Annotated in this window: 28 protein-coding genes; 23 read left to right on the forward strand and 5 right to left on the reverse strand. The window is 31.6% G+C overall.

The window, feature by feature from the left end; genetic code table 11:
• Nucleotides 1–9 precede the first annotated feature (9 nt).
• Nucleotides 10–2,733 (reverse strand): S41 family peptidase, encoded by a 2,724-nt coding sequence (locus EXC59_RS06065; protein ID WP_035370021.1) that lies wholly within the window; start codon nucleotides 2,731–2,733, stop codon nucleotides 10–12.
• A 231-nt stretch (nucleotides 2,734–2,964) separates the two neighbouring features.
• Here EXC59_RS06065 and sufC point away from each other — a divergent pair, with 231 nt between their 5' ends.
• The 5 genes from sufC to sufB are packed head-to-tail and all read left to right on the forward strand — an operon-like array spanning nucleotide 2,965 to nucleotide 7,677.
• Nucleotides 2,965–3,732, forward strand: coding sequence for a Fe-S cluster assembly ATPase SufC (gene sufC / locus EXC59_RS06070; protein ID WP_035370020.1), 768 nt, complete (start codon nucleotides 2,965–2,967; stop codon nucleotides 3,730–3,732).
• 2 nt (nucleotides 3,733–3,734) lie between these two features.
• Entirely contained in the window at nucleotides 3,735–4,610 is an 876-nt protein-coding gene (locus EXC59_RS06075) for a SufD family Fe-S cluster assembly protein (RefSeq protein WP_035370019.1), read from the forward strand.
• 3 nt (nucleotides 4,611–4,613) lie between these two features.
• A complete protein-coding gene (locus EXC59_RS06080) occupies nucleotides 4,614–5,816 on the forward strand; it encodes an aminotransferase class V-fold PLP-dependent enzyme (protein ID WP_162164083.1) in 1,203 nt (400 codons plus the stop codon).
• 12 nt (nucleotides 5,817–5,828) lie between these two features.
• Nucleotides 5,829–6,275, forward strand: a complete 447-nt coding sequence (gene sufU, locus EXC59_RS06085; protein ID WP_162164082.1) for a Fe-S cluster assembly sulfur transfer protein SufU — start codon at nucleotides 5,829–5,831, stop codon at nucleotides 6,273–6,275.
• Nucleotides 6,268–7,677 carry a Fe-S cluster assembly protein SufB gene (gene sufB, locus EXC59_RS06090; protein WP_035370016.1) on the forward strand — a complete coding sequence of 470 codons (1,410 nt, stop codon included), beginning with the start codon at nucleotides 6,268–6,270 and terminating at the stop codon, nucleotides 7,675–7,677. The genes sufU and sufB overlap by 8 nt, the downstream gene beginning before the upstream one ends.
• Nucleotides 7,678–7,708: 31 nt before the next feature.
• Here the strand turns inward: sufB and EXC59_RS06095 are convergent, their stop codons facing one another.
• Nucleotides 7,709–8,410, reverse strand: coding sequence for a hypothetical protein (locus EXC59_RS06095; RefSeq protein ID WP_035370015.1), 702 nt, complete (start codon nucleotides 8,408–8,410; stop codon nucleotides 7,709–7,711).
• A gap of 73 nt (nucleotides 8,411–8,483) precedes the next feature.
• On the opposite strand from EXC59_RS06095, the gene EXC59_RS06100 reads away from it, so the two are divergent.
• From EXC59_RS06100 to tpiA, 5 genes are all read left to right on the forward strand, one after another.
• Nucleotides 8,484–8,885, forward strand: coding sequence for a competence protein ComK (locus tag EXC59_RS06100; protein WP_162164081.1), 402 nt, complete (start codon nucleotides 8,484–8,486; stop codon nucleotides 8,883–8,885).
• Nucleotides 8,886–8,978: 93 nt separating this feature from the next.
• On the forward strand, nucleotides 8,979–10,178 hold the full coding sequence (locus tag EXC59_RS06105) for a phosphoglycerate kinase (RefSeq protein ID WP_035370013.1): 1,200 nt from the start codon (nucleotides 8,979–8,981) through the stop codon (nucleotides 10,176–10,178).
• A gap of 2 nt (nucleotides 10,179–10,180) precedes the next feature.
• Nucleotides 10,181–10,726 carry a helix-turn-helix domain-containing protein gene (locus tag EXC59_RS06110; protein ID WP_035370011.1) on the forward strand — a complete coding sequence of 182 codons (546 nt, stop codon included), beginning with the start codon at nucleotides 10,181–10,183 and terminating at the stop codon, nucleotides 10,724–10,726.
• 19 nt (nucleotides 10,727–10,745) lie between these two features.
• Complete coding sequence (locus tag EXC59_RS06115; RefSeq protein WP_035370010.1) at nucleotides 10,746–10,991, forward strand: HPr family phosphocarrier protein; 246 nt, start codon at nucleotides 10,746–10,748, stop codon at nucleotides 10,989–10,991.
• 24 nt (nucleotides 10,992–11,015) lie between these two features.
• Nucleotides 11,016–11,783, forward strand: a complete 768-nt coding sequence (gene tpiA / locus EXC59_RS06120) for a triose-phosphate isomerase (protein ID WP_035370008.1) — start codon at nucleotides 11,016–11,018, stop codon at nucleotides 11,781–11,783.
• Between the two features lie 97 nt (nucleotides 11,784–11,880).
• Here the strand turns inward: tpiA and rpsD are convergent, their stop codons facing one another.
• Entirely contained in the window at nucleotides 11,881–12,477 is a 597-nt protein-coding gene (gene rpsD, locus EXC59_RS06125) for a 30S ribosomal protein S4 (protein ID WP_035370007.1), read from the reverse strand.
• A 166-nt stretch (nucleotides 12,478–12,643) separates the two neighbouring features.
• Entirely contained in the window at nucleotides 12,644–13,108 is a 465-nt protein-coding gene (locus EXC59_RS06130; RefSeq protein ID WP_051659079.1) for a GAF domain-containing protein, read from the reverse strand.
• Nucleotides 13,109–13,164: 56 nt separating this feature from the next.
• Here EXC59_RS06130 and thiI point away from each other — a divergent pair, with 56 nt between their 5' ends.
• Genes thiI through EXC59_RS06145 form a run of 3 tightly spaced genes read left to right on the forward strand, consistent with a single transcriptional unit; the run spans nucleotide 13,165 to nucleotide 15,996 of the window.
• Nucleotides 13,165–14,415, forward strand: a complete 1,251-nt coding sequence (gene thiI, locus EXC59_RS06135; protein WP_232034481.1) for a tRNA uracil 4-sulfurtransferase ThiI — start codon at nucleotides 13,165–13,167, stop codon at nucleotides 14,413–14,415.
• Nucleotides 14,405–15,109, forward strand: coding sequence for a TrmH family RNA methyltransferase (locus EXC59_RS06140; protein ID WP_162164079.1), 705 nt, complete (start codon nucleotides 14,405–14,407; stop codon nucleotides 15,107–15,109). The genes thiI and EXC59_RS06140 overlap by 11 nt, the downstream gene beginning before the upstream one ends.
• A complete protein-coding gene (locus tag EXC59_RS06145) occupies nucleotides 15,106–15,996 on the forward strand; it encodes a hypothetical protein (protein WP_035370005.1) in 891 nt (296 codons plus the stop codon). Before EXC59_RS06140 ends, EXC59_RS06145 begins: the two co-directional genes overlap by 4 nt.
• Before the next feature lie 38 nt (nucleotides 15,997–16,034).
• On the opposite strand, the gene def is transcribed toward EXC59_RS06145, so the two are convergent.
• Nucleotides 16,035–16,610: a peptide deformylase gene (gene def / locus EXC59_RS06150; RefSeq protein WP_035370003.1), complete on the reverse strand. Its 576-nt coding sequence runs from the start codon at nucleotides 16,608–16,610 to the stop codon at nucleotides 16,035–16,037.
• Between the two features lie 42 nt (nucleotides 16,611–16,652).
• Between def and EXC59_RS06155 the strand changes: the two genes are divergently transcribed.
• The 10 genes from EXC59_RS06155 to EXC59_RS06200 all read left to right on the forward strand — a co-directional run bounded on the left by EXC59_RS06155 (nucleotide 16,653) and on the right by EXC59_RS06200 (nucleotide 23,278).
• Nucleotides 16,653–17,342, forward strand: coding sequence for a pseudouridine synthase (locus EXC59_RS06155; protein ID WP_035370002.1), 690 nt, complete (start codon nucleotides 16,653–16,655; stop codon nucleotides 17,340–17,342).
• Between the two features lie 11 nt (nucleotides 17,343–17,353).
• Entirely contained in the window at nucleotides 17,354–17,584 is a 231-nt protein-coding gene (locus EXC59_RS06160; RefSeq protein WP_035370001.1) for a DUF2129 domain-containing protein, read from the forward strand.
• A 91-nt stretch (nucleotides 17,585–17,675) separates the two neighbouring features.
• Entirely contained in the window at nucleotides 17,676–17,918 is a 243-nt protein-coding gene (gene rpsP, locus EXC59_RS06165) for a 30S ribosomal protein S16 (RefSeq protein ID WP_035370000.1), read from the forward strand.
• Between the two features lie 22 nt (nucleotides 17,919–17,940).
• Nucleotides 17,941–18,189 (forward strand): KH domain-containing protein, encoded by a 249-nt coding sequence (locus EXC59_RS06170; protein ID WP_035369999.1) that lies wholly within the window; start codon nucleotides 17,941–17,943, stop codon nucleotides 18,187–18,189.
• A 2-nt stretch (nucleotides 18,190–18,191) separates the two neighbouring features.
• Nucleotides 18,192–18,671 carry a ribosome maturation factor RimM gene (rimM, locus tag EXC59_RS06175; protein ID WP_162164078.1) on the forward strand — a complete coding sequence of 160 codons (480 nt, stop codon included), beginning with the start codon at nucleotides 18,192–18,194 and terminating at the stop codon, nucleotides 18,669–18,671.
• Entirely contained in the window at nucleotides 18,668–19,399 is a 732-nt protein-coding gene (gene trmD, locus EXC59_RS06180) for a tRNA (guanosine(37)-N1)-methyltransferase TrmD (protein WP_035369997.1), read from the forward strand. The genes rimM and trmD overlap by 4 nt, the downstream gene beginning before the upstream one ends.
• An 82-nt stretch (nucleotides 19,400–19,481) precedes the next feature.
• A complete protein-coding gene (gene rplS, locus EXC59_RS06185) occupies nucleotides 19,482–19,844 on the forward strand; it encodes a 50S ribosomal protein L19 (protein WP_035369996.1) in 363 nt (120 codons plus the stop codon).
• A 122-nt stretch (nucleotides 19,845–19,966) separates the two neighbouring features.
• Complete coding sequence (locus tag EXC59_RS06190) at nucleotides 19,967–20,959, forward strand: LacI family DNA-binding transcriptional regulator (RefSeq protein WP_035369995.1); 993 nt, start codon at nucleotides 19,967–19,969, stop codon at nucleotides 20,957–20,959.
• Nucleotides 20,960–21,182: 223 nt separating this feature from the next.
• Nucleotides 21,183–22,418: a tyrosine--tRNA ligase gene (gene tyrS, locus EXC59_RS06195; protein WP_035369994.1), complete on the forward strand. Its 1,236-nt coding sequence runs from the start codon at nucleotides 21,183–21,185 to the stop codon at nucleotides 22,416–22,418.
• A gap of 14 nt (nucleotides 22,419–22,432) precedes the next feature.
• Nucleotides 22,433–23,278 carry a diacylglycerol/lipid kinase family protein gene (locus EXC59_RS06200; protein WP_035369993.1) on the forward strand — a complete coding sequence of 282 codons (846 nt, stop codon included), beginning with the start codon at nucleotides 22,433–22,435 and terminating at the stop codon, nucleotides 23,276–23,278.

A 23,278-nucleotide genomic window follows, 5' to 3' on the forward strand; every position in this document is an offset into this window, starting at 1 on the left:
CTCCGTTCATTAATTATTTAAGATACCTGCTAATATTTCATTATTATATAAATCTTCAATAGCAATTTCATAATCTGGTGTAATACCAGCTTCATTTGTAATATAAGTGCCATCCGCTAAACGAATCATGTTCATGTTTTGGCTACTCATTGTAAAGAAAGTACCATCTGGTAATAAAATTGGTGTAATTGATGATGTACCACCACCAGAAGTTTGACCAATAATCTTACCTAAGTTATTTTGTTTGAAAATTGTTGATAATTCATTTGCTGCTGAGAATGAAACAACGCTTTGTAGTAAGAACCACTCATATTCATCATATGCATTGTATGAAGTTGTTACATAAGAAGTAGAGTAAGATTTTGTCTCACCATCATAGCTAGATACTGCGAAAGGTTCGTTTGTCATTAGACCAACTATACGATATAAAGCACCAACATTACCACCTGTATTGAATGTAATATCTAAACCAATATTTTTAACAGTTGGGTGATTTTGTTTGATTTCTCTAATCATTGTTTCAATGTAAACAGCCGAGTCACTGTAAATTAAGTTTACCACGTCACTCTTTATTTTCCAAGCATTGTTGTAATTTGTAGGAATTCCCTTTGTAAGCCCAATATAGGCCGTATCATAAAGGTTATTATATGCGATAGTAGCCATATAAGTTACATTATTAATTGTCTTCTTATAATAGCCATTAGCACGGTAATCTGTTTGTGTAGTGTCTTCTTTAACAAATTCCCAACCATCATTAATTAAGGTTGAAGCATAACTTGTTAAGTCGTTTTGTGAGATACCCCAAATAAGTGTTTCAGTAATTGTATCTTTTCCGGTTGATTGATTATAAACAAAGTATCTGTTACCACCATTTAATGCTGGAAGAATATTTGTTTGTTTGAATACATAGTTATATGGTTCATCATCCCAAATAGTTGTTTCTTCAATATCCATTGTTTCAAATCCATCAAATGAAATAACTGCTGAATTATCATCAATTAACCAATATTTAGGTCGACGAATCGAATCTGCTGCCCAACCAGAAGTTGTTCCAGTTTTCCATTTTGCTGCAATTGCATCATCAACGATATATAAACCATTTAAATACCAGTTTAAAACGTTAGAACCATAAGATGATTGTGTAACTGGCGGGTTATAAGTTGATGCATTATAATAACCGGCAAATCCATATGAGGTATGTAGTTCATCTAATTTCTTCATTAAGATGGATTGAACAGTAGCAGTGACTACTTTAGGGTCGCTATTCATTAAACCTGATTTATAAGTTTGAAGTACATCATAGAATGAATTAATTTCTTTATAATCTTTTAATCCATAGAAATGATCCATATTAAATGCTAAGACATCATAATTATGTTGAAGTAAATCTTCTGGTAATTTTGTGTTGTTCTTGCTAGAACGTCTAATTTTATTATATGCAGGATCTGAACTAGATACTTGACCATAAATACCGAATAATTTATCACCGTTAAAGTAAACATTGTAGTAACTTGAACCGGCAAATAATTGGTTAACGATGTATAAAGGTGCTAAGTAATCATCACCATATACAGCTAAGTCTAAATTATAAAGGTTTAAGTTATAAACAACATCAATACCTTCAGTGTATTCTTTATCTGGATGATCTAAAACATATTCAATATTTCTACCATAGTTAGTTTCAGTTGAATAAATGTATGCCCAGTAGAATGCAGGGTCATTTGTAGAAATTAAGTTTTTATTGAAATCAATTGTACAAATTAAATCATAGATTACATCTTCAGTATCATCATAATATTGATAAGTAATATCTAATACACCATCTTCGAAAGTAAAATCGAATGTTTCAAATAATTCTGGGTCAATAAAACCTTTAAGTAATGCTAAGAATTCATAAACATTTACATAAGGCACTGAACCATTTTCAGCATAGAAAATATCTAAGTTACCATTTTTGACATCAAACTCAGTTGTTGTGTTTTCAAATGGAATTGAAACTTTATTAGCAATTTCAATTTCATATGTTGAAAACATTGCGTGTAAAGTTAGATTTTCGCTTACTGAAGCAGTTAAGTCATAAGGCTCATTTTGATTATCTGTATAGAAATACTTAAATGTAACATCTGAATAATTAAATGGCACTGCTGGGGCTTTCTCATTTAATAGAACAGGTAATTTAGCAACCAATTCCCCGTCTTTACCTAAATAAGAAACATAATTGACTTCAACGTTAGCGTTATAAGTCCAAGCAGCAATTAAAGTAATTGAGTTATTGATTGGTGCATCTAAATCAAATGGAACATCAACATTTAATACATACCAATGTTTGAATAAACCATTCGTACTGGTTGGTGTTGTGACTTCATCGATGATGTTGCCTCTTTTAACACTCAATGTTTCAATCGTTTCACCAAAATTTGATTGTAATGTAACTGTAACAAATTCATAATCTTCAAAGTAAGCTGTTAAAACAGTGTCTTTGTTGATTGGTGTTGTAAATATAAATGATTTTTCGATGTCAGTTTCATACCAATATTTGAAATCAGCATCGGGTTTTGAAGGCATTGTAGTAGGTTCGGCAACCCTTTCGCCTTCTTTAACAGTTGAAGTTAAAAATACTTCGCCTGTATCATATTTAAATGTAACTGTATATGATTTTGGTCCACTAGGTTGACAGGCAGTTACAAGTAATATGATGATGAATGAAAAGATAGATAATGCTATTTTTTTCATACTTCGTCCTCCTCTTTGATTATTAATTATAACACATTAAAAAAAATAACTTTGATTGATACTTATAAATATAATTTATAAAACTACGATTTTAGGTTAAAATAAATAGTAATGTATTCGATAAATACTCAGATTGTGTAAAAATCTAATTTACAAGGCTTCTAACTGAGTATTGAAGGTATTAGATGTTATAATGAGTTAGAATAAAATAATACACAAAAGGAGTAAAACATGTCAACTTTAAATATTAGAAATCTCCATGTTTCAATCGAAGATAAAGAGATTCTTAAGGGTGTAGACTTAGTTGTTAATTCAGGTGAAGTCCACGCAATTATGGGTCCAAACGGAACAGGTAAATCTACATTAGCTTCTTCATTAATGGGACACCCAAAATACCAAGTAACAGAAGGTAGTGCATCATTAGATGGCGAAGATTTATTAGAAATGGAAGTAGATGAAAGAGCAAGAGCAGGTTTATTCTTAGCTATGCAATATCCACAAGAAGTTTCAGGTGTTACAAATTCAGACTTTATGAGAAGTGCTTTAAAAGCAGTTCGTGGTGAAGATATCCCATTAATCAAATTTATTATGGAATATGAAAAGAATGCTGAAGAATTAAAAATGAGAGAAGATCTTCCTCACCGTTACCTAAATGAAGGTTTCTCAGGTGGAGAAAGAAAAAGAAATGAAATTCTTCAATTAAAGACTTTAAAACCTAAGTTCGCAATTTTAGATGAAATCGATTCAGGTTTAGATATCGATGCATTAAGAATTGTTGGTGAGAATGTTAATAAGATGATTTCACCAGAGTTTGGTTGTATCTTAATTACGCACTATCAAAGAATTTTAGATTATATTAAACCAACTCACGTTCATATCATGATTAATGGTAAAATCGTGTTAACTGGTGGACAAGAATTAATCACTAAGATTGATCAAAATGGTTATGAATGGGTTAAAGAAGAGTTAGGAATCGATTTCGAAGCTGGTAAGGAATAATTATGAGTCAAATTATTATTTCTAAAGACCGTTCATTTCAATCAATTCCTGGAGTCATTATTACTGATTCAGGAATTACTATTCAAAAAAATGCTCATTTAACCGAAACAGTAACTATTAAAGTTTTAGACAGAACCTTAGAAAAATTTGATGTAACTGTTGAAGAAAGTGCTTCTGCAAAAGTCATCTTATCGATTGATGATCATGTAGAAGGAAGCGCTGATTATTATATTAATTTTGCTGCTAAGGCAAATGCAAACTTAAAATTCTTACTAATCAGCAACATTCAAACAGAAAAATCAGTAGTTCATTTAAAAGGTAATTTATATAGAGATGCAAATATTAATTTTATGGCAAGTTTCGTAAGTCATAAGATTGATGCAGTTATCCACTTAGATTTAGTTGAACCAGGTGCTTCATTAAAGGTTCGTACAATTACAATCTCAGCAAAAGATAACGTTCAAAATCTAGATGTTCACATGATTCACCATGCGCCACATACAACAGCTGAAATGACAAATATTGCCATTGCAGGTGAAAATGGTATTGTGAGATTAAATGGTGTAGGTGAAGTCTTAAAAGGAATGGTTGATTCAAGCGCATTCCAAACATTAAGAGGGATTATCACAAATGATAAAGCTCAAATTGATGTTAACCCAATTCTAATTATCGATGAATATGATATTCAAGCTGCAGGACATGCTGCAACAGTTGGTAAATTAGAAGAAGAAACATTATACTACTTAATGAGTAGAGGATTAACTTTAGAAGAAGCCACAAAGTTAATCATTAATGGATTCTTAAGACCAGTCATTGATGAAATTGATGATGAAGTCATTAAAGAAAATGTTATTAATTTAGTAAACGAAAGAATATAGAATATGAATGTAGATCGAATTAAAAAACAGTTTCCAATTTTTAAAAAACATCCTGAGATTCACTTTTTTGATTCTGCAGCATCAAGTTTAAAGCATAAGGACGCAATCAAAAGTTTATCGGATTATTTAGCATACAATGGCACAAACGTACACCGTGGTGTTTATAAATTAGCTGCGGAAGCAACTGATTTATATGAAGGCGCACGTGCTAAAGTTGCTGATTTTATTCATGCAGATGTAAGTGAAATTGTTTTTACAAAGTCTACAACACATGCGATTAACATGCTTGCTTATGCTATTCAAGATTTAATTAATGAAGGTGATGAAATTGTGATTTCTGAATTAGAACATCACTCAAATTTACTTCCTTGGTTAAATTTAGCTGAAAAGAAAAAGGCAGTTGTTAAGTTTATTCCCCTTGAAAAAGGTTCAATTACAATATCTAACTTTAAAAAAGTGTTAAGTAAAAAAACTAAATTAGTTGTGACACATCATATCTCAAATGTGTTTGGATATGTTGCTCCAATTAAGAAAATGATTGAACTAGCACATAAAGTTGGTGCTTATGTCTTTGTTGACTGTGCACAAAGCGCGAGTCAAGTTGAAATAGATGCGAAGAAATTAGATATTGATTTCTTAGCATTTTCTGGACACAAGATGTATGGACCAAATGGTATTGGTGTTTTATATGGTAAGAAAAACTTACTTGAAATGATAAATCCTGCTGAATTTGGTGGAGAAATGGTTGATAAGGTTCATCTAGATAAAGAATCAACATATAAAGCTGTGCCTTATAAATTTGAATCAGGTACGCCACCGATTGCAGAAGCAATTGGTTTAGCGAGTGCAATTGACTTTATTAAGAAAGGCAATCGCAAAGCTAAATACCAATACACATTAAATTTAAGAAATTATATTTTAGAAAATTTAAAAGATGAAAAAGGAATTACGATTTACAACAAAGATTTTGACACAAATCTAATTACTTTAAATATTGATGGGGTGCATCCACATGACGTTGCCAGCTTCTTAGATAGCATGGAAGTCTGTGTGAGAGCAGGACATCATTGTAACCAATTAACCATGAGATATTTAGAGCAAAATGCCACTATTCGTGCTTCAGTAGGTATATATAATACAATTGAAGACTGTGATGTATTGATTAAAGCGTTAAAAGAAACACGTGATTTCTTCATCGGTTTTTGAAAGGAATAAAACATGGACTTAAAAGCATTATACAGAGAAGTAATTATGGATCATTATAAGAATCCAAAAAATAAGGGATTAGTCAATGATGAAACGTATTTTACAGTCCATTTAAATAACCCAACTTGTGGTGATGATATCACAGTTCAGTTACTTGTTAAAGACGGTATCATTAAAGATATGCGTCATCAAGGTATTGGATGTTCAATTTGTTGTTCATCAGCAAGCGTCGCTTCAGTCACTTTAATTGGTAAAACATTAAGTGAAGGGCTCAAAACGATTAATGAGTTTTATGAACTCATCAAAGGTAATCCATTTAATGAAAAATTATTAGATGGGGATGCCTTAGCGTATCAAACTGTTCACCAGTTTCCAGCTCGCGTGAAATGCGCAACCTTAGGTTGGAAAGCTTTTGAACAAGCTATCCTAGTTAAAGATAAGGAGATTTCAAATGGATGATACTAAAAAGAAAGTAAATGAGATTATTGGTGAATACCAATATGGGTTCATTACTGATAGCAAGCCAGTCATGGATACCGGTAAAGGTATCAATGAAGACATTGTTAGACAAATTTCAGAAATTAAAAAAGAACCAGCTTGGATGACTGAATTCAGATTAAAAGCTTATAAAAACTTTGTTGAAATTCCTAATCCATCTTGGGGACCAAACTTAGAATTTATTAACTTTGATGAGATTACATACTACATTAAACCAAGTGATAAAGCAGCAACAACTTGGGATGAAGTACCAACAAACATCAAAGATACATTTGAACGTTTAGGTATTCCACAAGCTGAAAGAAACTACCTTGCAGGTGTTTCTACGCAATTCGAATCGGAAGTTGTTTATCATAATACACAAAAAGAATTAGAAGATTTAGGTGTAATCTACTGTGATACAGATACAGCTTTAAGAGAACACCCAGAATTAGTAAAAGAATATTTTGGTACAGTTGTACCAATGAATGATAACAAATATGCAGCACTTAACTCTGCTGTATGGAGTGGTGGATCATTTATTTATATTCCTAAAGGCGTTAAAGTAACTAAACCTTTACAATCTTACTTTAGAATTAACTCTGAACAATCAGGTCAATTTGAAAGAACATTAATTATTGTTGATGAAGGTGCATATGTGAACTACGTTGAAGGATGTACTGCACCAGTTTATTCAAAAGATTCATTACATGCTGCAATCGTTGAAATTATTGTTAAAAAAGATGCTACATGTCGTTATACAACAATCCAAAACTGGAGTAACAACGTTATTAACTTAGTAACTAAACGTGCGTTTGTTTATGAAAATGGACACATGGAATGGATCGATGGTAACATCGGTTCAAATGTTAACATGAAGTATCCATCATGTATTTTACTTGGAGAACATGCAAAAGGAACAACAATTTCAATTGCTTTTGCTGGCGCTAACCAATGGCAAGATGCTGGTGCAAGAATGATTCACGTTGCCCCTAATACAACATCAAGTATTGTATCTAAGTCAATTGCTCGTGGTGGTGGTAAAGTTAACTATCGTGGTAAAGTTGTCTTTGGTAAAAATGCTAAAGGTGCTAAAGCAAATATCGAATGTGACACCATTCTTTTAGACGGTATGTCAACATCAGATACAATCCCAACAAATGTTATTAAAAACTCAGATGTATTCTTACAACATGAAGCAACAGTTTCTAAAATTTCAGAAGAACAACTATTCTATCTAATGAGCCGTGGTTTAACTGAAGAAGAAGCGACTGAAATGATTGTTATGGGATTCATTGAACCATTTGCAAAAGAACTTCCTATGGAATATGCGGTTGAATTAAACCAATTAATCAAACTTGAAATGGAAGGTTCATTAGGATAATAAACAATAAAGGTGCGAAAATCGCACCTTTTTATTTTTTATTATATAGTTTTTTAAAGTAAGTTTGGAGTAAATCCATTTGATGTTTTATATAAGCCAATAACATATAGTTTAAGGGCTCATTTAATTGATTGATATTAATTTCTAAAAACTGATAATTTTCTTTAATCTTTTTAAATAGGTAATCAATTAAAAATAAGTAATTATCATTCATCATGATTTTACCATCTAATGTATATTCAATGGCATAATCTTCTAGCATCTGAGAAGGAAATGTAATTTCATTTTCATTTATTTTTTCTTCAGCATAGAGAATTAAATTGCTTAAACAATCAAATGTTGATAAAGACTTAATAAGTTCAATTTGTTTGATGGAACTTGGATTTGAAATCATTAAGAAAAATGACATAAAGGATTGTTCATAAGCATAGCGCAAAAGATCATCCATTCTTTTAACTTTTGGATTATTTAAATAAAATACGCGTTGTTTAATTAATAAAATAAATAAGTCAACAACTAGTTCTTTATTAAAGATTTGAGCCTTTCTTAAATTTTTAAATAATTTTGACTTATCAGTATAACCATTTTTAAATGCTAAAAAGTCTTTCTCTAATTTTTCTAAATATTCAATATCCTTAATTAGTGTGATATTTTCTAACATATCATAAATAGATTCATAAAAAAATCTTAATTTTTTGTCTTTAACTTCATTTAGTAGTATTTTTTTCAACATAATTATCAACCATCTATTATTTTGTTCTTTATTCATTATATCATTAGAAAAAAATTTATTGAGGTATCTTAAGATGATTAACTATATTAAAAATGATTTTGACGGTGGCATGACTTATCCAAATAAAGAACTAATAGAACGTAGTGCACTAGGTGTGATAAAAAAGTTATGTATGAGAAACTTGTTTACATTAGAAGGCTATTTGAAGGCAACTAAAAAAACTTTTAATCTTGGTTATAAGGTTCCAATTTATATTAATGACCATCATATTTTTATTTACACCAAAGCATTAAAAGACTATGATAATATATTTATCAATTATACTGAAATTAAAGAAGTAAAAAGTAATAAATTTGGAATTGAAATTACCTTTAATAATCTAGAAAAAATAGAGGTGAAGTTATCAATTAAAAATTATAAAAGATTAGTCATGACTATATTTAGTTTATATAAATATAAAGAAAGTTTAGTATGAATGCATTTTCATCAATTATCATTAGATATTGTTCATCATACTCATGTTATAATAATAGATGAAAAAACGATTAACAACAAAGGAGTTTAGACAATGGCTAAAAAGACATTAAGAGATATCGAATTAAATGGCAAAAAAGTTTTAGTTCGTGTTGATTTCAACGTTCCATTAGCAAAAGATGGATCAATCACAGACGATACTAGAATCGTTGCTGCATTACCTACAATTAAGTATGTAATGGAAAAAGGTGGAAAGGCAATCTTGTTCTCACACTTAGGAAGAATTAAGACTGCTGATGATAAAGCAACTAACTCAATGAGACCAGTTGCTGAAAGATTAAGCCAATTAATTAACAAACCTGTTAAATTTGTTGGTGAAACAAGAGGGGCTGAATTAGAAGCAGCAATCAACGAATTACAACCTGGTGAGGTTTTAATGTTTGAAAACACTAGATTTGAAGACCTAGATGGTAACAAAGAATCTAAGAACAATCCTGAATTAGGCGCATACTGGGCTTCATTAGGTGACGTATTCATCAATGATGCATTCGGTACAGCTCACAGAGCACACGCTTCAAACGTTGGTATTTCATCAAACATTAAAGAAGCTGTAGCTGGTTTATTATTAGAAAAAGAAATCAACTTCATCGGTGGAGCTTTAGAAAATCCTGAAAGACCATTCGTGGCTATCTTAGGTGGAGCTAAAGTATCTGATAAGATCGAAGTGATTACAAACTTATTAAACGTTGCTGATAAAGTATTAATCGGTGGCGGTATGGCATTCACATTCCTAAAAGCTATGGGATATGAAGTTGGTAAATCATTAGTAGAATTAGATAAAGTAGATTTAGCTAAAGAATTATTAGCTAAGGCTAATGGTAAGATTGAATTAGGATTCGATGTTGTTACAGGTAAAGCATTCGCTGCTGATACTGAAACAAATATTAGAGACTTCGATAAGATCCCTGTTGATGAAATGGGATTAGATATCGGACCTAAGACTATTGCAAGATTCAAAGAAATTATTGCCTCTGCTAAGACAGTTGTTTGGAACGGACCTCAAGGTGTATTCGAAATGCCTGCATTCGAAAACGGTACTAAACAAGTTGCATTAGCATTAGCTGCTATCAAAGATAAAGCAACTACAATCGTTGGTGGTGGTGACTCAGCTGCTGCAGTAGCACAATTCGGCTTAGAAGCAGACTTCTCACACATCTCAACTGGTGGCGGAGCTTCACTAGAATATCTAGAAGGTAAAGTATTACCAGGTATCGCTGCTGTACACGAGATTTAATCATGGACATTGGCAAGAAGATTAGGGCGCTAAGATTAGGAAATAATTTGACTCAAGAAGAACTTGCTAATAGATTAGAACTTACTAAAGGCTACATATCTCAATTAGAAAATAATTTAACTTCTCCATCTATACAAACATTATTCGCAATACTAGAAGTATTAGGTGTAGAAACTCATGAATTTTTCTCAAAACCTGAAGACGAAGATGCAAAAATCGTATTCACAAAAGAAGATTTTTATGAAAAAGAATCTCCAGAACTAGGATCTTTAATCTCATGGATAGTGCCAAACGCCCAAAAATACGAAATGGAGCCTATCATGATTGAGCTTAAACCAGGCGGTCAATCAAGAATTGATGACTCCCATCCCGGTGAGGAGTTTGGTTACGTTCTAGAAGGTCAAATTACACTAGTATTAAATAAAAAAAGATTTATAGTTAAAAAAGGCGAGACTTTTTACTACATGGCAAACAAAGAGCACTACTTGATTAACACCGGAGGAAGCGTTGCTCGTGTATTATGGATTTCTACGCCACCCATGTTCTAATAAAAAGGAGAAAAGAAAAATGGAAAAAGAAATCATTATTGGTTCTACTGCAGGACTACACGCAACATTAGCTGCTAAAGTTGTTCAAACAGCTTCTAAATACGCAGTTGATATTAAACTTTATTACAAAGATAAGACTGTAGATTTAAAGTCAATCTTAGGTTTAATGAGTTTAGCTGTTCCTAAAGGCGAAAACGTTAAGATTGTAGCTGCTGGTCCTCACGCAGAAGAAGCCATTAAAGAAATTGCTTCAATTTTAGGATAAAAATAAAAAAAGGAATTTAAACACATGAGCAAAAGAATACCAGTTATTGCTGCAAACTGGAAAATGTATAAAACTAAAGACGAAGCTTTAGCTTTTATCTTTGCAGTAAATGAAAAAGTACCTGCGCGTACTGAAGTTGAATCAATTATTTGTGCACCATCAATTTTATTAAATCTTTTAGTTAAACGCGAAGGCGAAAACTTAAGAATTGGTGCTCAAAATATGCACTATTTAGATGAAGGTGCTTATACTGGTGAAAACTCACCATTACAAGTAAAATCTGCTGGAGCTGAGTACATCTTAATTGGTCACTCAGAAAGAAGATCTTACTATAATGAAACAGATGAAACAGTTAACTTAAAAATGGTTGCTGCATTCAAACATGAATTAACCCCAATCCTATGCGTAGGTGAAGTGTTAAGTGAAAGAGAATCAGGAGCAACTAAAGCTGTTTTAGATCAACAATTAGAAAAAGCATTCTTAAATATCTCAGCTGAACAAGCTTTAAATACAATTATTGCTTATGAACCAGTTTGGGCTATCGGTACAGGTAAAACTGCTACTCCACAAATGGCTAACGAAACAATTAAAGACGTTCGTGCTAAAGTTGCTGCTTTATATGGTAACGAAGTTGCTGATGGCATCCGTATTTTATACGGTGGATCAGTTAAACCAGATAACATTAAAGTGTTATTAGAAGAATCAGACATCGATGGCGCATTAATCGGTGGAGCTGCATTAGATCCAAACAACTTCTTAGTATTCACAGAAGCTGCTTCAAACAAAAAGTAATATAAAAAATAAAGTCCCTTTCTTTATGAAAGGGATTTTTTATTTGTCTAAGTATAAAGATAAAAAAAAGACTCTAAAATTAGAGTCTTTTCCGAAATTATCTGTTGTAGAATTCGACGATTAATTGTTCGTTGATATCTTGTAAGAATTCATTTCTTTCTGGTAATCTTGAGAATGTTCCAACATTGTTTGCGTCTAAAGCAACATAATCAACTTTACTGAATTGAGCTTCTAAAGCAGCTTTAACAACTGCTAAGTTTGCACTCTTTTCTTTTAAAGAGATTTTTTGTCCTGGTTGTAAACGATATGATGGAATATCTACTTTTTTACCATCTACTAAGATGTGTCCATGGTTAACTAATTGTCTAGCTTGAGCTCTTGTAGCTGCGAAACCTAAACGATAAACGATATTATCTAATCTAGATTCTAACATCTTTAAGAAGTTCTCACCATGTTTACCTTGTAACTTACCAGCTTCTTCAAAAGTTTTTCTGAATTGTTTTTCAGATACACCATATACAAAACGAACTTTTTGTTTTTCTTGTAATTGTGTACCATAGTCTGATAATTTACCACGGCGTTGACCATGTTGTCCTGGAGCGAAAGGTCTCTTCTTTAATTCTTTTCCTGATTCAGAAATTGAATAACCTAAACGTCTAGAAACTTTCCAAGTTGAACCTGTAAAACGTGACATTGAATTTACCTCCTTTTTTATTTTTGGGGCAAACACACTATATTTTCTACAATATAATCCACTATACCTTTTCGCCTTCAAGCAGTAGAAGGTTACTAAGTTCATCCATTCGATGTAGGGATATTTATTATATAAAAAACAGCCTGCTTTTAACCGCTTATTTATTTTATATTAAACTCTTATTAAAGTCAATGTATTTGGTTAGGATTTCTACATATTTTTGAAGAAAATCAACAAATTCTTCATCAAAACGATTGGTAATTGGTGCATCTAAATCAAATACACCCCATACTTCTCCATGATTCATAATTGGAATCACAGTTTCTGACATACTTGCCGCATCACATGCAATATGATTATCGATTGCGTGAACATCAGGTATGACTTGAGTTTCTTTTGTAACGTATGCAGTGCCGCATACACCTCTACCTGGATGAATGATTTCGCAGGCTACCTTTCCTTGGAAAGGTCCAAGTGTTAATTTAGTTCCATCAAATAGATAAAACCCTACCCAATTGAGGTTATCAAAATTATCTTTAATAAATGCAGATGCATTACTTAATAAAGATAAATTGTTTGGGGAATCTTGTAAAAGTGACTTTGCACTTTCTAATAAAAACACATAGTTCATAATTTATCACCATAAATAGTATATCATTAATGATATAATTATAAATGGTGATTAAAATGAAAGATATTATATTAGTAAGATTTGGTGATTTAGTGTTAAAAGGTAAGAATAAACCTACATTTATCAACCAAGTTAAAAAATTACTTAGAGCAAAATTAAAAGAATGTAATGTAGAATTTGAATATCAACATGATAGAATTTTCATTCATTTAAAAGAAAACAATAAAGAACAAGTATTAAAACAATTGAGTTACGTTTCTGGTGTACAAAGTTATTCGTTTGTATATAAATGTGAAAACGATCTAGATAAAATTGCTGATTTAGCTGTTGAAGTCATTCATAAAGAAATTGAAATGCCTACAACATTTAAAGTAGAAACAAAAAGAGCGGATAAAAAGTTCCCAATGAGTTCTCTTGAGATTTCTCAAACATTAGCAGCTAAAATTTTACCTAGAGTAAAAGAATTAACAGTTGATGTAAGAAATCCAAAACAAGTATTGAACGTTGAAATCAGACATGATTCAGCTTATTTATACGTAGGTAAAATTCCTGGACTTGGTGGATATCCAATTGGTTTAGGTGGAAAAGGTTTAGTCATGTTATCTGGTGGTATTGATTCACCAGTTGCAGCATATTTAATGATGAAGCAAGGTGTTGAAGTGGAGTTATTCCATTTTGAATCTACACCATTAACACCATTAGAATCAGTTCAAAAAGTAATCGATATTGCTAAGAAATTAGCATTATTTATGCCTAATAATCGTATTAAATTGCATTTAGTACCATTTACTAAGATGCATACTGAAATCTTAAGATTTGTTGATGATTCTTATATTATTACGATCATGAGAAGAATGATGTATCGTTTAGGTGAAATGTTTGCCAGCGAAAGAAACTTATTAACATTAATTAATGGTGAATCAGTAGGTCAAGTTGCGAGCCAAACATTAGATTCAATCAAGGTTGTAGAAAATGTTACTAACATTCCAATTTTAAGACCTGTGATTACTTATGATAAAATTGATATTATAAGAATTGCTGAAAAGATTGATACATTTGATATTTCAATTAGAGCATTTAATGACTGCTGTTCTATTTATGTACCTAAAAATCCTGTAACACATCCTAAGATTGATAAAGCAGAATTAGAAGAAACTAAGTTTGACTTTAAGCCATTATTAGCAGAAACTATTGCAGGTATTAGAACAGTTATTATTAAGCCTGATACTGACTTTGAAATCGCAAATTACGGTTTTGAAGTAAGTGATGCAATCACTAACTATTATGGAGAGAAACATGGTAATTGAGTCCAAAGATAATCAAAGATTTAAATCATGGATGAAACTTAAACTAAAAAAACATAGAGATGAAACAAATCTCTTTTTAGTCTATGGCAAAAAGCTTGTCGATTTAGCTTTAGCACATGGTGTATGTGAAGAAGTGGTGACAACTAATCCTGAAATAGAAGGTACTTTGATTTCCGAAAAACTCATGAAAGAATTATCTCAAACTGAAACAACATTTGATGTGATGGCAGTTTGTAAGAAGGTTTCAAATCCAATTCAATCAGATAAGATTTTAGTGTTAGATGATGTTCAAAATCCAGATAATGTTGGAGCACTTTTAAGAAGTGCATTAGCATTTGGCTTTAAGCATGTAATTCTCTCACAAAAGTCAGCTGATTTATACAATGAAAAAACAATAAGAGCAAGTCAGGGCGCAATCTTTGATGTTTACGTAGAACGTTTAAATTTAGTTGAGTTTTTAACGCTTAAAAAAGATGAAGGGTATCAAGTTTTTGGGGCGGATGCACATGCATCTAAAAACCAACCCGAAGAAGGACCAATTATTTTAGTCTTAGGTAATGAAGGAAATGGACTATCAAATGAAGTTAAAGAACTTGCAAATGGCTTTATTAACATAAAAACAGAAACTGTTGAAAGTTTAAATGTAGTTGTTGCTGGTAGTATTTTAATGTATGAGTGGGGGAAGGTAAGATGAAGATTAGTATTTCCACATTTGTTGATTATTTAAATACAACACAACTTGACCAAGAATCCTTGGTTGAGAAGTTGAAACTTCAATCGATTGTGATTAGAAGAGTTGATGGAAAATCATTTTTATCTTTGGATGATTTGGCCTTCAATAATTTAATGAATTTCACAAAAGTAAAAGAAGTTTTAACAGTAGACCCATTGCTTCAAAATGGAAAGATTTATGATGCTTCTTACTTAGAAAACTTTGAAAAAAATTTAGATTTAGCAGCCAATAAAGCTAAACAATTAAAATCAAAAAGTTTAATCTATCGTATCCCGTTATTTGAAGATGTGATGCAAGATAGAGAATTGATTTTAACTATTATCAAAAGACAAATTGCAATCATTAAAAAATACAAACTAGATGTTTTAATCATGCCTGATAATGATCATAAAGCATCAACTTATCGCTTTATTTTTGAAAACTTAAAAGATAATAAAGTAAAGATGGTCTTTCATCCAGTCTATCTATATAAATTAAAAGAAGCTGAGATAACAGCTTACCGATTATTAAGAGATTATATAGGTATGTTTTTAGTGGATGACTGTGATGAATTTGGAACATCTAGATTAATTACAACCGGACAAACAATTGAATTAAAAGAATTATTTAAAAAATTTATTACCAATAATTTTGAAGGCTTTATCGTTTTAGATACAGGATTAAATGATGTATTAAAACGAAGTCAATCATTAAAATGGTATGAAAAAACATTTAGCAAAACTAAAAAGAATGACTTAAGAATTTATGAAGAGTATACACAAATGAATCAAGATACAAGTGTTTTCCAAGTATTAAAGGTTCAACTCTTAGTTTTAAATTTAGTCTTCTTAAATAAAAAAACATTATAGAAAAATAAAAAGCATATCAATCCGATATGCTTTAAAATTTAGTCTTCTGAGTCATCTTCAGTTTCGAAAAGCGGGAATGCCTTAGGAAGTTCTGGATATAATTTAGTTGTAAACATGATACCGTTTAGGTGATCAAATTCATGTTGGAAGACAATTGATGGATAACCACTAAGTGTCATTTCAACTGGTTTAGCTTCTTTTGTATCAAAATCAATGATGTGACCTTTGACTTTAATAGCGTAGAATCTTGGAGTTAATCCTTCAGTTTCTCTATCAACAGATAGACAACCTTCCCCGCCAGGAATATAAGTTTCTTCTTGGCTGGTTGCGATAATTTCAGGATTCACAAATACATAAGAGTGAAGTACGTTATCGAAATCTTCAACATGCATTGCAAACATACGTTTTAAAACATTAATTTGTACAGCAGCTAATCCAACAGATGGTCTTAATTTATATTTCTTAACCATTGCTTCGTCTTGAGAATTTTTAACATATTCTAAAAGACTATATCCGACTTCAAAATCTTCTTTTGATAAAGGAAGTTTGACTAATTCGCTTTTCTTGGTAAGTGAAGGATGACCTTCACGAATAATATTTCTCATTGTAATCATATTAAAATACCTCGTTAATTATTATAACATAAGGAGCATCACTTGAGACTTGATAAATTGTTATCTAACCTAAAGTATGGGTCTAGAAAAGAAATTAAAGAATTAATTAATGGAAAATCTGTTTTAGTGAACGGATTGCTTGTTAAAGACGCAGATATTCAAATCGACCCTAAATATGATAAAATATCAATTAATGGAAAAGAAGTTTTCTATAAAGAATTGATTATTTTAGCACTATATAAACCGGTAGGTTATTTATCTGCAAATACAGATCGCATGCATCCGGTATTATTTGACTTAATAAATGAACCATACAGCCGTTTTGAATTAAAGATGGCAGGTAGATTAGATTTAGATGCTGAAGGGTTAATGTTACTTACAACTGATGGTGAACTTGTTCATAGATTAACCAATCCAAAACATCATGTGGATAAGTTATATGAAGTGACATTAGATAAAGTATTTAATGAGGAATCTAAAATCAAATTATTAAATGGTGTTGAGTTAATCGATACTGATAACTCAAGTTATATTGCAGTAGCAAAATCACTTGAATTTGATGGCAATATCGCAAGCATTGTCATTGATGAAGGCAAGTTCCACCAAGTGAAGAAAATGTTTAAATCCGTAGAATTTGAAGTTACTCGATTAGTTAGAAAACAAATTGGCAACCTTAAATTAGATTTAAATCCAGGTGAATATAAAGAAGTAACGATAGAAGATATATTTTAGGAAGGTGTCATATGCAAATTGAAAGACAAGCATATATCGTAGATTTCGTTGGAAAAGAAGTTCCAAAGAAATTAGAAAAAATGGATATCAATTTAGTTTACGTTTCAAAGAAGGCTAATTACGCAATCGTATACTTTGATAGAGCAAAGGGCGAGAAGCTTTTATTAACACAATTACAGAATGTAAAAGGCTTTATTGGGGTCCATCCATCCTTATTATTTAATGAAGAAGCCAATATTTAACATGATTTTAAAGATGTCAAGGAAAAATACTTGACACTATATAGATATATGGTAAAATAATTGAGGATTTAAATTAAAAGGAGACAATATTATGGCAGTTAAATTACGTTTACAACGCTTTGGTCAACATAAGAGACCTTTCTACAGAATCGTAGCAGCAGATGCTAAAGCACCAAGAGATGGTAAATTCTTAGATATCGTTGGTACTTATGAACCAATCAAAGGCGACGTTCAAGTGAATTCAGAAAAAGTTGCTAAATGGATTGAAAATGGTGCACAACCAACAGATACAGTTAAGAGCTTATTCAAAAAATTCAACATTTCAAGCAAATAACCTATAAGGGGGCTTAAAACATATGGCAGTTGATTTTGACAAATTAATCAAACAAATAGTTGTGCCATTAGTAGTTTCCCCGGATGACGTTCATGTTAAAACTTTATCCGATGAAGACGGATTAGTTCATGTTCAACTACTTGTTAACGAAGCTGATCTTGGAAGAGTAATCGGAAAAGGTGGAAAAATTGCAAGTGCAATCCGTACAATCGTTTATGCTGGTGCTTCAAAAGAAGGAAAACGAGTACACTTAGATATTGATGCGTATTAATTATGATGCTATATTCAATTGGTAAGATTGTTACAACTCACGGCATAAAAGGGGAAGTTAAAGTATTACCTGATACTGACTTTAATCGTTTTGTTAAAGGTGCTGTTGTGATTGTTAATGGTAAAGAATTAACTATTAATACAGTAAGAACACAAAATGAGTATTTCCTAGTAAGTTTTGAAGGGTATCCGACACTAACTGAAGTTGAAACTTTAAGAGGCTTCGAAGTCTTTACGAAAGAAGAACCAACTGAGTTAGGAGAAAACGAATATCATTTACCAGCATTAATTGGATTACCTGTTTATACAATGGATAATACATTAGTCGGTGAAGTTGATTCAGTTTTAGAGTTACCACAAGGACACTTATTAAGAGTTTTAACAACTGAGAAGAAGAAAGTTCTAATCCCATTTGTTAAAGAATTTATTAAGACAGTTTCAGATGATGGTATATGGATTGATGTGATTGAGGGATTACTGTGAAAATAGATATTATTACAATATTTCCGAATTTTTTCGATCAATTCTTAACAACTTCTAAAATCAAACATGCAATTCAAGATGGTGCAGTTGAAATTAACATTCATGATTTAAGACAATACTCTGACCTTAAAGGTGGAAGAGTTGATGATACACCATATGGTGGTGGTGCAGGAATGCTCATGACATTTCCTCCGTTTTATAACTTATTAAAGAAATTACAAACGGAAGATACACATACAGTATTCTTATCACCTCAAGGCAATGTATTTAATCAACAAACTGCGACAAAGTGGAGTATTGAAAAGAAACATATTATTCTAATATGTGGACATTATGAAGGTATTGATGAGCGCGTCTTAAATTTTGTTGATGAAGAAATTTCAATAGGTGATTATGTTTTAACTGGTGGTGAAATCCCAGCAATGGTGATTACTGATGCAGTTACAAGATTATTACCAGGTGTCTTAAATGAGGCGTCTTATATTGATGATTCACATCAACAAGGATTGTTAAAATATCCACAGTATACTAAACCAGAAGAATACGAAGGATATAGAATCCCAGAAGTCTTAAAATCAGGGCATCATGAAAACATACGTAAATGGCGTTTATACATGAGTTTAAAAAATACACTCATCAAACGTTCAGACTTGATTGATAAAAAGACATTAAATAAAGAAGAATCTAAGATTCTTAACCAAGTTAAAAAAGATATTGAAACAAAATAATGTTTCATGTATAATAATAAAGGCACGCTGGTCCGCTGAGTTTTAAACTCATGAACAGACGTAATATAAGGAGAATCGTTTTATGGCAAAGTTAAAAGGACAAGCTTTAATTTCTGCAATTACTTCTAAGTACATCCAAGATCGTCCAAGCTTCAAGGCTGGGGATACTGTTAAAGTATTCGTTAAGATCAAAGAAGGTAACAAAGAAAGAATTCAGTTATTCGAAGGTTTAGTTATTAAACGTCAAGGCGGTGGCATCTCAGAAACTTTCACAGTTCGTAAGGTTTCAAATGGGGTGGGTGTGGAAAGAACATTCCCAGTTCATACACCAGCTATCGATCGTTTAGAAGTAGTACGCGTAGGTATCGTTCGTCGTGCTAAGTTAAATTACATCCGTAATTTATCAGCTAAAGCTGCTAGAATCAAAGAAAAGAGAACAGTTTAATCTCATAAAACCGGTAAAATTACCGGTTTTTTCTTTTTATGAAAAAGTTTTCATAATGTTTCATAATTTGTTGTAAGCACTTCCATCTTATGTTATAATTGTAACTATTAAGAGGTGATTTTATGAGTAATGCTACTATTTATGATGTAGCTGGAGCTGCAGGTGTGTCACTTGCAACTGTGTCAAGAGTTTTAAACTCTCCAGAAAAAGTAAAAGAAGAAACAAGAAATCGAGTTTTAAAAGTAATTAAGGAATTAGGATATCGTCCGAACGTTATTGCGAGAGGATTAGCTAGCCGTAAAACAACTACCGTTGGGGTTGTTATTTCAGATATTACAAGAGCTTCTGTTGCACAAATGTTAGGTGGTATTTCTGATATTGCAGCTAAGTATAACTACTCAATTAAATTGTTCACTATCCATGAAGATACTGATATCTTAGATATGCTACAAAATATTGTTGCTGAACAAGTAGACGGTATTTTATATTTAAATGATGAATTAAATGAACGCGATGTTGAATTAATTAAACGTATGTTCAATGAATCAAACATTCCATTCGTATTTGCTAACGTTGTAACTTCAAATCCAATTGTACCAACTGTATCAATTGATTATGTAAAAGCAGGTTATGAAATTACGAAGAAGATGATTGAAAAAGGATGTAAAGATATTTATCTTTTATCAACTGCAAGAAGATATAGTGTAAATGATAAAAAAGAAGAAGGTTATACAAAGGCGATGCTAGAAGCTAACCTTGAACCAAAAATCTTTAGAACATCTGGTGATACATCAATTAATAAACCTCACTTTGAAACATTCTTCGCGAATGTCAATGTAGATGGTGCAATCGCAGTTCGTGACTCAATTGCTGTTTCATTCTTAAACACTGCAATAAACAATGGTAAACGTGTACCTGAAAACTTAAAGATTGCTGGATTCCAAAATACGAAGTATGCACAACTTTCACGTCCTGCATTGACTTCTATTGATATTCCAGTGTATGATATAGGTGCAGTTTCAATGAGACTGTTAACGAAGTTAATGCAAACTAAAGGTGTAGAAAATACAAGAATCGTATTACCTCACCATATCATTGAAAGAGAATCAATTTAATCGGTCGAAGAAACTGAAAGCAGTAGAACTTACAACTAGGCTAGAAATTTGGTGGTAGATGAAAACCAAAAGTTAATGTAGGTTTCGAATTACATCAGTGGAGACTAACTTATAATGAAGGTGCGTATAAATTTATACGAACTAAGGTGGTACCGCGAATTAATCGTCCTTAGACATGTTTTTGTCTAAGGATTTTTATTTATTTTATTAACGGAGGAAATATATGAATTTATTTGATGAATTAGTATGGAGAGGGATGGTTAAAGACGTCTCAAATCTAGATGAAGCAAGAAAAATGTTAAATGAAAGAAGCGTTAAGTTCTATGTAGGATATGACCCAACTGGAGAATCACTAACTGTTGGACACATGGTTCAAATTGTTAGAATGCGTTATCTTCAAAAACACGGACATATTCCAGTTGTCTTAATTGGTGGGGCAACAGGTTTAATTGGAGACCCAAGAGAAACATCTGAACGTAAGATGTTAACTGTGGAAAACTCACTACATAATGCCGGAAAAATTGAAAAACAAATTAGAAGTTTAATGCCTGAAAACACAATCTTTGTGAATAACTATGATTGGATTTCAAAAGTAGATGTCATTAGTTTCTTACGTGATTACGGTAAGAACTTTAATGTTGCTTACATGTTAGCAAAAGATACAGTTCAAAAACGTATTGAAACAGGTATTTCATATACTGAATTCTCATACATGATCTTACAATCTATGGACTGGTTACATTTATATCAAACATTAGATGTTAAAATCCAATTTGGTGGTTCAGACCAATGGGGTAACATCACATCTGGTTTAGAGTTAATCAGAAAAGTTGTTGGTGAAAATGATGCAGTTGGTTTATCAAGCCCACTATTATTAAAGGCTGATGGCACAAAATTTGGTAAGAGTGAATCTGGCGCTTTATGGTTAGATAAAGAGATGACTAGCCCATATGAAATGTACCAATACTTCTTAAACACAAGTGACAATGATATTGAAAATTACTTAAAATTATTAACATTACTTGAAAGAGAAGAAATTATTGCCTTACTTGAAGAAAGTCGTGAGAAACCAGAATTAAGATTTGCACAAAAACGTTTAGCTGAAGAAGTTGTTAAATTCGTCCATGGAGAAAAAGAATTAGAAGTTGCTCAAATGGTAACAGACGCATTATTCTCAGGAGATTTTTCTAAGTTAGATGAATCAGCTTATCAACAATTAGAAAAAGTATTAGATGTTGTAAAATTAAACAACGAGATGAATATCGTTGAAGCATTAAACGCGTCTAAACTATCAAGCAGTAACAGAGAAGCACGTGAATTTATTCAATCTGGAGCAGTTACTGTAAATGGTTCTAAAGTATCTGAAACAAATTTAATGATGAATGACATTCCTTTAGCGTATAATAAATATGTCATCCTAAGAAGGGGAAAGAAAAAATACGCTTTAGGGGTATTTTAATCAATCGATAATATATGAGAACTATTCTTTACAATCCTTTATCAAGTAAAGGGAAAAATATTAAATTAGCACAAAAACTAGCGAAAAAATATACTAAACAAGGTTTAAAAGTAGAAACAATTGACCTTTTAACCATTACAAATGTTAAAGTTTTTTTAGATGGCTTTAATGAAGAAGATGAAATCATCATCTTAGGTGGTGATGGCACACTTCATCGCATTGTAAATGAAATTGAAGGTTTAGAAATTAGACCTAAAGTTTATTTATATAAAGCAGGCACAGGTAATGATTTTATTAGAACTGTTCCTGTTAAAAATCACTTAGCAGATATCAAGCCATACATTAAAGATCTTCCAACGCTTTACATTGGAGAAAAACGCCTTAAAGTAATTAATGGTGCAGGTGTTGGTTTAGATGGTGCGGTTATATTCCGTGTGGATAAATCTAAACGTGAAAGAAATAAGTCAAACTATTTCTTTAATACAGTAGCTTCATTTATTAAATATCAACCAGTTGCGGCTAAGATTACTGTTGATGGTAAGGTTTATGAAGAAAAGAAGTTGTGGTTTGCAAGTGCTATGTTTGCTCAGTATTTTGGAGGCGGCATGAAGATTGCCCCTACAAAGTCACGTGATCAAAAAGAAATCGAATTAGTGATTGTTAAAAATATACCAAGATTTGTGTTACTGTTAATATTCCCAAGTATTTATATGAATGGTGCACACCGTATCTTTAAACGCTGGGTAAAATTCTATCGTGGTAAAGATATTCGTGTTGAAATGACAAAACCTTCATTCTTACAGGCTGATGGTGAATGTCATTATCCAGTTGATGGTTATCAAATTAAAATGGAAGCATAA

The sequence above is a fragment of the Acholeplasma hippikon genome (assembly GCF_900660755.1).
Lineage (GTDB): Bacteria > Bacillota_I > Bacilli_A > Acholeplasmatales > Acholeplasmataceae > Acholeplasma > Acholeplasma hippikon.